This is a genomic window from Vibrio ezurae NBRC 102218 (assembly GCF_000467185.1).
GTDB classification, from domain to species: domain Bacteria; phylum Pseudomonadota; class Gammaproteobacteria; order Enterobacterales; family Vibrionaceae; genus Vibrio; species Vibrio ezurae.
In genome coordinates, this window is sequence record NZ_BATM01000014.1 from 1 (window position 1) to 11,243 (window position 11,243).

The window sequence follows — 11,243 nt, forward strand, 5'->3', positions numbered from 1 at the left end:
GTGATTGGTATAATTTATGCGACTTAGCAGCGCTTTGCGATAAACATCTGATAACCAAATTCACCTAAATAACGCTTATAAATATCGATTTCAGCAAGAATATCGGTAATTGCGTTTGAGTCTGGCATATGAGGTAGCAATTCATTCGCCCGTTCTTTTAGTGGCAAATAGTAATTTTGCCATGCAGCTTCGCTCAAAGAGAAATGCTCGATGATCTCATAGCCTGCGGCTTTAAATTGCTGCACTCTCATGTCAATAGATTGCATGTCGGGGTATTCCCCTTTAAAGAAGTTTTTCACTTCCGCCGTGGGTTCTGGTGTGCGCCAAACTAAGTCACTGAGCATGATGATGCCGTCTTTTTCTAGCAGTGATCGCCATTGCTGTAAGGCGTTATTTACGCCCATGATATAGGCACTCCCTTCTGCCCAAATAAGGTCAAAGCTTTGCTCGGCAAAGGGCAGTTCGGTCATGCTGGCGCACACAGGCACAATGCGAGAGGCTAGGCCGTCTTGTTCAAAGCGTTCACTTAAACGTGTCAGGGCTGCTTGCTCATTGTCAACGGTAGTGATGATGGCGTCGGTGTTATTGGCAAGTACTGTAGTCGCCAGTCCTTTTCCTGCGCCTATCTCTAATATTTTGCTACAGGTGTTAGGGATGGCATTAAGTGCTTTTAAGGTTTCAGCTTCACTGCCTGGACCCCAGCGGTCGAGCGTTTCAAAGACTGTCATAAAGTCAGCCATATAATCTTGATGTTCGTTCATGTCTTTCGATAACCATTTCAATCTAAGCGCTTCTTTTTCGTCAAAGCCTTGTTTCATTAACCAATCTAGATGGGCATCTGGCGCTATTTGGCTGATGTTCTCGTGCCATTGTTTGTGATTTTCTTCACCGAGTAACGCCGCTAATACTTTTCTAGAGTGCTGTTTTTGCTCAATTTCGTTATCCAATGCTTGTAGGCGATTAACCAACAATGGACGGTCGATTTTGGCATCCAAGCAAGCTTTGCATTCTTTGAGGGTTAAACCTGCGGCTTGCAGAGTTTGTATAAGCAATACTCGCTGAACGTCTTTGTCGGTATAGACGCGGTAGTCATTATCTAAACGCGCTCCGTTTATCAGTTGTAGCTTTTCATAATAGAGTAGGGCTGAGCGTGACAAACCCACTTTGCGTGCTAATTCTGATATACGGTACATACACTTTCCTTGCTTGAATAAGGTCAACTTAAACTATGAAGTAATAGACAGGTCAATACAAAATAGAATCTATGTTTAAGAGATATTGTAATATATCGCTATCTGATGAAATATCGATAACATGGTAGACATAAAAGTACATAATCGACGATGGAACAAGGGTTTTACTCTATGGATGGGACTTCAAAGCGCAATTTAGCGGTATTGATGTATGTGTTGGTATCGTTAGGTGGCATTGTCGTTGACATTATTGTGCCTTCATTGCCCTCAATTCAGGTGGCACTTGCCAGTAATGAAGCGCTAACTCAGTGGGCATTTTCGGCCGCGATATTGGGTTTTGGTATAGGACAAATTGTCGCAGGGTTTGTGGTGGATGCATTTGGTCGAAAAATACCGATGTTGATGGGCTGCATAGTGTTGATCTTTGCGCTTTTTCTTTCCGCTATTGCGCCAAATATTGATATTTTAATTGGTTTGCGTTTATTGCAAGGTTTAGCAGTATCCTTTGTTGCGGTAGGTGGAAGGGCTGCAATCAAGGATTTGTTTGATGGAGAAGAGTATTTACGGGCGGTAAATTGGATCACCATTTCGTTTGCATTAGGCTTAACGTTATCTCCGTTTATCGGTGGATATATTGATGCACACTTTGGTTGGAGCATGGTGTTTTACGCATTGACGGTGTGGGTTGCAATAGGCGCAGGTTTGTTGCTGTTTATGTTTACTGATACACACCGCAGAACGCGATTTAGCGCGCACTTTGTCACACGCAGTTTTAGTGAAATTGTCGGTAATGTGACTTTTCGGCGTGTCGCGCTTATCTGCGGAATTTTGTACAGTATTTTGCCTGCGTTTAATACCGTAGCGCCGTTTTTGATTCAAACAACACTGGGTCATAGTCCCATATTTTACGGGCATATCGCACTATTATTGGGTGCAAGTTGGCTGGTGGGTAATATTGCGAACCGCTTCTTTTTTAAAGTGCCAGCAGAGAAAAAATTCGCCTTTCAATGCTAGTGTCCTTACTTTCTGTAGGGTGTGGTTTGTTATACCAAGCTATTTTCGGGCTTAATTTACTGGCTTTGGTCGTACCCGTCGCCTTAGTGATTATGGCGCTGGGTGTATTATTCCCATTGTGTTTAGGGCAAGCTCTCGCCCCGTTCACTCACTTGGCTGGGATTGCCAATGCGCTTGTGTTTTCAGCGTGTTGGCTGTGTACGGCAGTGGTCTCATTTTTAGCTTCAGGGCTCTCTAGCATAAGCGCGATACCATTATTGCTGATGTACGCCATATTACTCACTACGGTCGCGCTTATATTTAGGTTTAAACGATGATGTAAATTGCCAAGGCAGAATTTATGCGTTGCTGGCGCTGTTTTAGAAGGTATGGCTATAGGAGAGTATCACTTTCTTATCTGAGCCGTAGTCATTGTCTGATACCAGTGCCAGTAAACTAATGCTGTCTTTCTTAGTGAAGTTATAGCCAGATCCTGCCCCCATCCAATAACCAAAATAATCATCCGAACCAATAGATGCACCGGCAAACGCCATAACCGTAAACTTATCATTGATAGGCTTTAAGGAAAACGCTCCGACATAGCCACCGGTGCTATCGCTAGGGTGTAAGACAAACGGGTTGTTTTCATCATAGAACTCATCATTGGCATTTAACGGTCGTTCACCATCGGTGTAGTTAAATCCAGCCATTGGGAAAATTTGCCACCCCGCAGGTTCAATCCCAAAGACCGATAAAGGCAAAAACGTGCCGATACTGTAATTATTGAAGTTCGAACCGTCGCTGTACTCACTGTGACCGAAGTTAAAGTTCACGATACCGATATCAAATAGCCACGATCCGCCTACGCTCCACTCTTGAGTATCGGGATGGTAGCGCGCATTAATTTTTTGCGCCTCACTTAACCCCAGAGAGCCCGATATAGAGTAACCGGCCTTTTCAGACTCAAAATTGTAATCAGCAGCCACGCCCAACTTTGTCACAATGCGGGTAGGGTCGTCGGCATTTTTGTTTTCATTGTCGTAGATGTCTCTTTTTTGCTCCGCAAAAGAAACAGGTGAAATCACACAGGCACAAAATAGGGTTAAACAGGCAACATGTTTTGGCATAAACAAAGACACTCCAATGAACAATAAATACAATTTATGAACGATAAGAGAGAGTACCTGATATGCAAGCAGTTAACTATTTATGGTGATGATGTATTTTGTAAGCGGAGCTTATCCTAATGAGTGGAGTTTATGGTAAAAAAGAGAGTTTGGTGAGCATGTTAAAGCCGGTGGCAGATAATATTCGGATAGTGCTTCGCTCTTATGGGCTTTGCTTATACACTAAGTCGTTCAGTCGTTTTTGGTTATTAGGTAGTAACAATGCAAATATCACGTATAAAAGTTGAGGCTCTGATTTGCCCTCTATGCGGGAAAGGAAACTCTTGTGGTAACCAAGGCGATAAATCTAAAACCTGTTGGTGCGCCGATCCTGCGATAACGTTTCCAAAAGGGCTGTTAGCTCAGGTTCCAGAGCACTTACAAGGCAAAGCCTGTATTTGCAAGTCTTGTGTGAGTAAGTTCCAAAAAGATTCGGCGAGCGTATAACCTTGGCTTAACTGAAAATAAAAAAGCCCTATACGTTAATAATATCAACATGATAGGGCTTAAATGTCATTTAGAAACACAAGTGAGCTTTAGTCGCGCTTCCATAAAATATGACAGAATTTGTGCTCAGGATCGCGTGAGACCAGCATACGTGCAAATACGTCATCTAACACATCATCCGTTTCATTCACCAGACCGATTTTGATTTCAGCATAAGTTTCTTTATCCACCTCAAATCCGACATGTGATGCCCAGTCGTCTCCGGTTTCTACTAGCTCTGCTGCGCCACGGTCTTCAAATTGCAGTGTAAATAAAGCAACGTCTGCTGCTTCAAGGTTGTCAGGAGCCATTTCTAGAAAAATGTCGTAAGCAGCGTCGATGGTGTCATCAAAGGATAAGAGTTCAGTCATTGGATTCCCTTAGCGGTCTCTTAAATTGTTGAGGCGATTGTACTCGCAATTTGTTGCAATTAGAACAGGCCAATCTGCGGCGCATTAATATCATCAAATTTGAGGCCAACAAAAGGCAAAATGGCATCGGCGATGGGCTTAACTTGTTTTTCAATATAGTGCTCGTAATCATAAGCACTGCGCACAAATTCGATGGGTTCTGGGCCACTTCGGGTCATCACATACGCAATTCGCCCCCGGTTTTGATATTGCAAAGGACGTCCGAGCTGTTGATTGATTTCATCAGCTAAACGTGCAGCACGTACTTGTGGTGGTATGTTCTTTTGGTAGTCATTGAGCTTTCTGCGCAGACGTTTACGGTAGACAAGCTTGTCGTCTAACGCGCCAGATTCTACTTGGGCAACGGTATCGACAATAAACTGAGTGGGATCTTGCCCATCAAAAATAAGCTCATATAGGCGGGCTTGAAAACTTTGCGCCAGTTCTGTCCAGTCGCTACGCGCACTTTCTAAACCTTTAAAAACGATGCGTGAATCATTTTGGGTTTTGATCAAGCCCGCGTAACGTTTCTTAGAGCCCGTTTCTGAGCCTCTAATCGTCGGCATGAAAAAGCGGTTAAAGTGCGTTTCGTATTCTAACTCAAGTAGGGAAGTGAGCTGGTATTGCTCAGCAAGGTGCTGTTTCCACCAAGCGTTAATGTGCGCGGTCAGGGCGTGACCCACTTCATTGGCTTGCTGGGCACTGCATTCGCCTTTTAACGAGACAAAGGTAGAGTCGGTATCACCGTAGATGACCTCATAGCCTTGTTCTTCAATCAGCTTACGGGTGGTCTTCATGATTTCGTGACCGCGTAACGTAATCGAAGAAGCCAAGCGCGTGTCAAAGAAGCGACAACCGGAAGAGCCTAATACCCCATAAAATGAATTCATGATGATTTTAATGGCTTGTGAAAACGCTACTTCTTTCTCTTTTTTAGCTTGATCACGGGCTTGCCATAACTCTTCGATTAAGTTGGGCAGATAATGTTTACTGCGGTGAAACTGCGCCTTTCTAAAGCCGGGCACGGCTTGATCTGCCTGATTGCCTATCTTTAGCTGTAAACCTTCAATGAGCCCCATAGGATCGATAAGGAAGCTGCGAATGATGGCGGGGTACAGACTTTTAAAATCCAGCACTAATACCGAGTCATACAAGCCCGGCTTTGAATCCATAACAAAGCCACCGGGGCTGGCAATCCAATCATTAGGCACTAGATTTGGCGCAACATAGCCCCCACGGTGCAAACGAGGCAGATACAGGTTAGAAAATGCCGCCACACTGCCACCGACTCGATCAAGAGATAAACCGGTTAGTTTGCTGCGTTGAACCAGATAATCGAGTAGGTGGGTTTTATGAAAGATCTTGTTGACCAATATACAATCTTGCAAGTTGTATTTTGCCAAAGAGAGTTTGTCATGGTGGAACATGTCATTGATCTCTTGCATGCGGTCGTGCACATTGTGAATGGCTTTGCCTTGCTGCAATAACTCTTGAGACACAGACTCTAACGACCAAGAATCAAATGAATAGGTCGCCGATTTAAGGCCGTCAATACCATCGACCACCACACGCCCGGGAATGGTGATAAAACCTTGCTGGCTTTGATTCGACTGTCGGTAGTAGCAATTTTGTTTGCCTCGCCCTAAGTTGAGGCGCATCTTGTGCTGTTCGGCTCGCTGCACCAACAGGCGCATATCAAAGCCGATGACATTCCAACCGATAATAATGTCGGGATCGAACTGCACAAACCAATCAATGAGGGCTCGAAGCAGAGCATTTTCATTTTCCACCCACTGAATGGGCATCTCATCACTTGGCTGAGGTTCACCTATCATGATCACCCGGCTGTCCATTGGTGAATCTAAACCAATAGAATACAGTACGCCATGGGCTGAGCATTCAATGTCTAAAGAAACGACGGATAAATGAGGTGTATAGCTTTTGCTCGCCCGACATTGAGCATTGGATATTTTAAGGTAGCCATTGGCGTACGTTTCCTGTCCGCTGACGTCGATCTGCCCTTGAATAAAGCGCTCCATCAAGTAGCGATCAACCAATCGAATATCCGATTCATAGCAAGGAAGGTGGTTGTTTAACAATATCTGCTCAAAATTCATCGCGTATTTACGGGTAGGGAAATAGCACGCAGTAATAGGCTTTAACTGAAATGTTTTTAAAGGTAGGGCTTTGGTTTTTAAGGGTATTTTATGCTGATTTGCTAATTGCTCTGCCTGTTCTTGTATGGCACTTTCGACAAAGTATACGGATTTTTGATGTGGAATCTGAACCAATGCAGGGCCGGCGTCCGTAGAAATCCACAGTTCGATGATGCTCGAAGTGCCAAGATCTTTACTTTGGCGGGTTAAGATAAATCCTGAACGCAATATGCAAACCTTTTTACTACTCTTAGAAGCGACTATGATAGCAAACCCTTGTTGAGGTGTTTATATGAATTTAAATATGATTCTAGGTAAATTTATAGTCATCTTTTGCTCCCATGTGACAGGAGAAAAGCACTGCAAAGTGGGTTTACTCGCAAGCTTTTAAACTGATTGCATATGTTAGGTGCGGTATGATATTTGACCAAATAAGCATCTTATTGCACGACTGTGTCATATTAATTGCACTAAAATATTGTAATATCGAAAATACTAAGCATATTTGGATGTCGTTAACTACGCCAATAACGTAGAATGACGGTCGCGTGTTATGATAACTTCATGACGTTCTATGCAGCCAAGAATTAGAGTGTGGAGATACAAGTTTGATAAATGTTTTCCTTGTAGATGATCATGAGCTTGTACGCACAGGGATAAGACGTATTATCGAAGACGTCCGTGGTATGAATGTAGCAGGGGAAGCTGAAAGTGGTGAAGAATCTATAAAATGGTGCCGAAATAATCATGCCGATGTGATCCTAATGGACATGAATATGCCGGGCATCGGTGGCCTTGAGGCAACAAAAAAAATATTGCGTTTTAACCCTGATATAAAAATCATTGTATTGACCGTACATACTGAAAACCCATTTCCAACTAAGGTGATGCAAGCTGGCGCGTCTGGCTATTTGACCAAAGGGGCTGGGCCAGATGAGATGGTGAATGCAATTCGTATGGTGAACAGCGGTCAACGCTATATTTCACCTGAAATTGCACAACAAATGGCGCTAAGCCAAGTCTCGAGTTCTTCTGATAATCCTTTTAAAGATCTTTCTGAGCGTGAGCTTCAAATCATGCTAATGATCACTAAAGGACAAAAAGTGACTGATATTTCTGAACAACTGAGCCTAAGTCCTAAAACGGTGAATAGCTACCGTTATAGACTGTTCAACAAGCTCGATATCAGTGGTGATGTAGAACTGACGCATTTAGCCATTCGTCACGGAATGTTGGATGCAGAGACACTGTAGTGGCAACACAGTTCGACTCAACCGAATTTCTTAGAACGGTGACACATCAGCCCGGCGTTTATCGAATGTATAACGCCGAGGCTGTTGTCATTTATGTAGGCAAGGCGAAAGATCTTCAAAAACGCCTTAGTAGCTACTTCAGAAAAAAGCTCGATAACGAAAAAACACGTGCCTTGGTCAGTCACATTGACCACATCGACGTGACGGTTACCCATACCGAAACCGAAGCCTTAATCCTTGAGCATAACTACATCAAACAGTACTTACCTAAGTACAATGTGCTGCTCAGAGACGACAAATCCTACCCGTATATTTTCATCAGTCATCACAAGCATCCTCGTTTGTCGCTACATCGCGGCTCAAAAAAGCGCAAGGGCGAGTATTTTGGTCCGTATCCAGACTCTGGAGCGGTGCGCCAAACGTTGCATCTATTGCAAAAAACCTTACCGATGCGCCAATGTGAAGACACTATATATGCTAACCGAACACGGCCTTGTTTGATGTATCAAATTGGACGATGTGCAGCGCCTTGTGTGAAGAGCATTATCTCCGATGAAGAGTATCAAGACTTAGTGCAATGGGTGCGTTTGTTCTTGCAGGGTAAAGACAAACAAGTGGTCGAGTTGTTGATTGCCAAAATGGACGAAGCCAGCCGAAGTCTCAAGTTTGAGCAAGCGGCTCAGTTTCGTGATCAAATTCAAGCCATTCGCCGCATTCAAGAACAGCAGTTTGTCTCCGAAGACAGCTTTGATGATATTGACGTGCTCGGTTTTGCTCAAGAATCTGGGGTAGCTTGTATTCATATCTTGATGATTCGTCAGGGTAAGATTCTCGGCAGTCGCAGCTTCTTTCCAAAAATTCCCAACAACAGCCAAACCGAAGAGATTTTTTATAGTTTCATTAGCCAATACTATTTGAATCAATCGGAGGGCAGGGGGTTACCCAGTCGCTTAGTGTTCGCCTCGGGTTTACTTGAGGATGAAAAGCCTTTCCAAGAAGCATTGACGCAGATGGCAGGCCGACACGTCAGTTTTCATACCAATCCTAGTGGGCATCGTGCTCGCTATTTGAAACTGGCAAATACCAATGCACTCAGTGCAATTACGACTAAAATTAATCATAAGATGACCATCTCGCAGAGGTTCAAAGAGCTTCAGCAAGTGCTGAATATGGATTCAATTCGTCGCATGGAATGTTTTGATATCAGTCATACCATGGGTGAGAGCACCATAGCGTCCTGTGTGGTGTTTAATCATGAAGGTCCAGTTAAGCCAGAGTATCGTCGCTACAACATCACCGGCATCACCGGTGGTGATGACTATGCGGCCATGGGTCAGGTACTTGAGCGTCGCTATTCTAAGCAGATAGAGGTAGATAAAATTCCCGATATCATTTTCATTGATGGTGGTAAGGGACAACTGAATCGCGCGATTGAGATCATTTCTAAGTATTGGGAGCAGTGGCCGAAACGTCCACGTTTGATTGGCATCGCCAAAGGCGTTACACGTAAGCCGGGTCTTGAAACCATGATTACTGCTGAAGGTGACGAGTTTAATATGGCTAGCGACGCGCCAGCGCTGCATTTAATGCAGCACATCCGTGATGAGAGCCATAATCATGCCATTGCCGGGCACAGAGCGAAGCGTGGTAAAACTCGTCGCACCAGTGCATTGGAAGGCATTGAAGGAGTAGGGCCAAAACGTAGGCAAGCTTTGTTGAAATATATGGGCGGTTTACAAGAACTGAAGAGAGCCAGCGCTGAAGAAATAGCCAAAGTGCCAGGTATCAGTAATTCTTTAGCAGAAAAGATAGTTCAAGCGTTGCAACACTAACTAAAATCCCGCAACATTAGGGATAAACCTATAGCCAAATAAGCATGTCCATTTGACGTGCCTTCAGAGTAAATAAAATGCGATTTACTATCCCGAATATTCTTACCTTGATTCGCCTATTCTTGATCCCAGTGTTTGTCATTGCGTTCTATCTGCCATTTTCATGGGCACCTTTTACAGCAGCAATGGTGTTTTGGGTTGCCGGGTTTACTGACTGGCTCGATGGGGTGTTGGCGCGTAAGTTAGGGCAGACGTCGCGTTTTGGCGCGTTTTTAGATCCTGTCGCGGATAAAGTGATGGTGGCAACGGCACTATTACTAATTGCAGAGCATTACAATACGATTTGGATTACCGTCCCAGCCATCATAATGATTTCCCGAGAAATCATTATCTCAGCATTAAGAGAGTGGATGGCGGAAATCGGCAAACGCGCCAGTGTTGCCGTATCGTGGATTGGTAAAGTGAAAACCTTTGCGCAAATGTTTGCTTTGTGGGTGCTGATCTGGCGCTATGACGATTGGATGATTTGGATTGGTTTCCTTTCTTTGTTTATTGCGACCGTGCTCACCCTGTGGTCTATGGTGCAATATCTCAATGCCGCCAAAGACGATTTGCTTCACGCAGACCAATAATTTAAAAATAAAATAACCAGCGAAAGCTGGTTTTTTTATGCCTTCAGCTTTTAGTTGTGCCTATTTTGCATAACCTTGAACATCAAACCAAAACAAACAATGAGTTACTCAAAAACAGCCTGAAGAAAAATAAAGCAATTTAGGTGAATTTTAATCAAATTTTGATACTTATCTAACCATCTTGCTAGGGTTTGTTTGTAAAGCGAGCAAACGAATCATAATTCGAAAAATTTTATTGACTCACAGGGTCGAATCCGTAAAATGCCACCCCGTACCCAAGAGGAATTAACTCTTAAGCAGTACGACGGCGCCTTGGCAGAGTGGCTATGCAGCGGATTGCAAATCCGTGGACCTCGGTTCGATTCCGGGAGGCGCCTCCATTCTCTTAACGAGAATATGCGACACTAGCTCAGTTGGTAGAGCGCAACCTTGCCAAGGTTGAGGTCACGAGTTCGAACCTCGTGTGTCGCTCCAAATTTTACGATATGGCGTTAAGCGATATCAGATGGTGTTTTACTTTTCAGTAATCGGCATCGCAACAAGTTTTGCGTGCCCTGGTGGTGGAATTGGTAGACACAAGGGATTTAAAATCCCTCGGCGTTCGCGCTGTGCCGGTTCAAGTCCGGCCCGGGGCACCATCTATTTAGAGTATGGCCAAGTCGTTCTCTTGATGTAAAAATGAAGCTTAGCTTCAACAAAAGAATATGGCGCCTTGGCAGAGTGGCTATGCAGCGGATTGCAAATCCGTGGACCTCGGTTCGATTCCGGGAGGCGCCTCCATTATTCTTTAGCAACAACTATTATTTTGAAAAAAATAATGCGACACTAGCTCAGTTGGTAGAGCGCAACCTTGCCAAGGTTGAGGTCACGAGTTCGAACCTCGTGTGTCGCTCCAAATTTTACGATATGGCGTAAGCGATATCAGATGGTGTTTTACTTTTCAGTAATCGGCATCGCAACAAGTTTTGCGTGCCCTGGTGGTGGAATTGGTAGACACAAGGGATTTAAAATCCCTCGGCGTTCGCGCTGTGCCGGTTCAAGTCCGGCCCGGGGCACCATCTATTTATAAGTCAGTTACTGCTTTAAAGTAACTAGGAGTCGAACGGTTCCTGTAAAAGAAAA

10 protein-coding genes and 6 tRNA genes are annotated in these 11,243 nt (G+C 44.1%); 11 read left to right on the forward strand and 5 right to left on the reverse strand.

What is annotated here, in order from left to right; translation table 11 throughout:
- Positions 1-23: 23 nt before the first annotated feature.
- Positions 24-1,193: a MerR family transcriptional regulator gene (locus VEZ01S_RS06120; protein ID WP_021713148.1), complete on the reverse strand. Its 1,170-nt coding sequence runs from the start codon at positions 1,191-1,193 to the stop codon at positions 24-26.
- A gap of 171 nt (positions 1,194-1,364) precedes the next feature.
- Here VEZ01S_RS06120 and VEZ01S_RS06125 point away from each other — a divergent pair, with 171 nt between their 5' ends.
- Positions 1,365-2,207 carry an MFS transporter gene (locus tag VEZ01S_RS06125; protein ID WP_162889471.1) on the forward strand — a complete coding sequence of 281 codons (843 nt, stop codon included), beginning with the start codon at positions 1,365-1,367 and terminating at the stop codon, positions 2,205-2,207.
- A gap of 148 nt (positions 2,208-2,355) precedes the next feature.
- On the opposite strand, the gene VEZ01S_RS16955 is transcribed toward VEZ01S_RS06125, so the two are convergent.
- Positions 2,356-2,481, reverse strand: coding sequence for a hypothetical protein (locus tag VEZ01S_RS16955; RefSeq protein WP_255209330.1), 126 nt, complete (start codon positions 2,479-2,481; stop codon positions 2,356-2,358).
- An 85-nt stretch (positions 2,482-2,566) separates the two neighbouring features.
- Positions 2,567-3,313, reverse strand: coding sequence for a hypothetical protein (locus tag VEZ01S_RS06130; protein WP_021713150.1), 747 nt, complete (start codon positions 3,311-3,313; stop codon positions 2,567-2,569).
- A 261-nt stretch (positions 3,314-3,574) separates the two neighbouring features.
- On the opposite strand from VEZ01S_RS06130, the gene VEZ01S_RS06135 reads away from it, so the two are divergent.
- Positions 3,575-3,799, forward strand: coding sequence for a cysteine-rich CWC family protein (locus VEZ01S_RS06135; protein ID WP_040890323.1), 225 nt, complete (start codon positions 3,575-3,577; stop codon positions 3,797-3,799).
- Positions 3,800-3,888: 89 nt separating this feature from the next.
- Here VEZ01S_RS06135 and VEZ01S_RS06140 read toward each other — a convergent pair whose 3' ends face one another.
- Both VEZ01S_RS06140 and VEZ01S_RS06145 read right to left on the reverse strand, forming a co-directional pair.
- The gene (locus VEZ01S_RS06140) at positions 3,889-4,209 is read right to left on the reverse strand and encodes an HI1450 family dsDNA-mimic protein (RefSeq protein ID WP_021713152.1); all 321 of its coding nucleotides are present in this window, start codon (positions 4,207-4,209) and stop codon (positions 3,889-3,891) included.
- Positions 4,210-4,268: 59 nt separating this feature from the next.
- Complete coding sequence (locus VEZ01S_RS06145) at positions 4,269-6,632, reverse strand: DNA polymerase II (RefSeq protein WP_021713153.1); 2,364 nt, start codon at positions 6,630-6,632, stop codon at positions 4,269-4,271.
- Positions 6,633-7,012: 380 nt separating this feature from the next.
- On the opposite strand from VEZ01S_RS06145, the gene uvrY reads away from it, so the two are divergent.
- The 9 genes from uvrY (at position 7,013) to VEZ01S_RS06190 (ending at position 11,179) form a co-directional block, all read left to right on the forward strand.
- The gene (gene uvrY / locus VEZ01S_RS06150) at positions 7,013-7,657 is read left to right on the forward strand and encodes a UvrY/SirA/GacA family response regulator transcription factor (RefSeq protein WP_021713154.1); all 645 of its coding nucleotides are present in this window, start codon (positions 7,013-7,015) and stop codon (positions 7,655-7,657) included.
- Positions 7,657-9,489, forward strand: coding sequence for an excinuclease ABC subunit UvrC (gene uvrC / locus VEZ01S_RS06155; protein ID WP_021713155.1), 1,833 nt, complete (start codon positions 7,657-7,659; stop codon positions 9,487-9,489). The genes uvrY and uvrC overlap by 1 nt, the downstream gene beginning before the upstream one ends.
- A 77-nt stretch (positions 9,490-9,566) precedes the next feature.
- A complete protein-coding gene (gene pgsA, locus VEZ01S_RS06160; RefSeq protein ID WP_021713156.1) occupies positions 9,567-10,121 on the forward strand; it encodes a CDP-diacylglycerol--glycerol-3-phosphate 3-phosphatidyltransferase in 555 nt (184 codons plus the stop codon).
- A gap of 306 nt (positions 10,122-10,427) precedes the next feature.
- Positions 10,428-10,501, forward strand: a tRNA-Cys gene (locus VEZ01S_RS06165).
- Positions 10,502-10,519: 18 nt separating this feature from the next.
- Positions 10,520-10,595, forward strand: a tRNA-Gly gene (locus tag VEZ01S_RS06170).
- Positions 10,596-10,672: 77 nt separating this feature from the next.
- Positions 10,673-10,759 (forward strand) — tRNA-Leu (locus VEZ01S_RS06175).
- A 68-nt stretch (positions 10,760-10,827) separates the two neighbouring features.
- Positions 10,828-10,901 (forward strand) — tRNA-Cys (locus VEZ01S_RS06180).
- Positions 10,902-10,940: 39 nt separating this feature from the next.
- A tRNA-Gly gene (locus VEZ01S_RS06185) sits at positions 10,941-11,016 on the forward strand.
- 76 nt (positions 11,017-11,092) lie between these two features.
- Positions 11,093-11,179 (forward strand) — tRNA-Leu (locus VEZ01S_RS06190).
- Positions 11,180-11,243 lie beyond the last annotated feature (64 nt).

Bases quoted from the DNA above. Each gene is read 5' to 3' on its own strand.
- VEZ01S_RS06120 (WP_021713148.1), bottom strand. From the start codon at position 1,193: ATGTACCGTATATCAGAATTAGCACGCAAAGTGGGTTTGTCACGCTCA.
- VEZ01S_RS06125 (WP_162889471.1), top strand. From the start codon at position 1,365: ATGGATGGGACTTCAAAGCGCAATTTAGCGGTATTGATGTATGTGTTG.
- VEZ01S_RS16955 (WP_255209330.1), bottom strand. From the start codon at position 2,481: ATGGCGTACATCAGCAATAATGGTATCGCGCTTATGCTAGAGAGCCCT.
- VEZ01S_RS06130 (WP_021713150.1), bottom strand. From the start codon at position 3,313: ATGCCAAAACATGTTGCCTGTTTAACCCTATTTTGTGCCTGTGTGATT.
- VEZ01S_RS06135 (WP_040890323.1), top strand. From the start codon at position 3,575: ATGCAAATATCACGTATAAAAGTTGAGGCTCTGATTTGCCCTCTATGC.
- VEZ01S_RS06140 (WP_021713152.1), bottom strand. From the start codon at position 4,209: ATGACTGAACTCTTATCCTTTGATGACACCATCGACGCTGCTTACGAC.
- pgsA (WP_021713156.1), top strand. From the start codon at position 9,567: ATGCGATTTACTATCCCGAATATTCTTACCTTGATTCGCCTATTCTTG.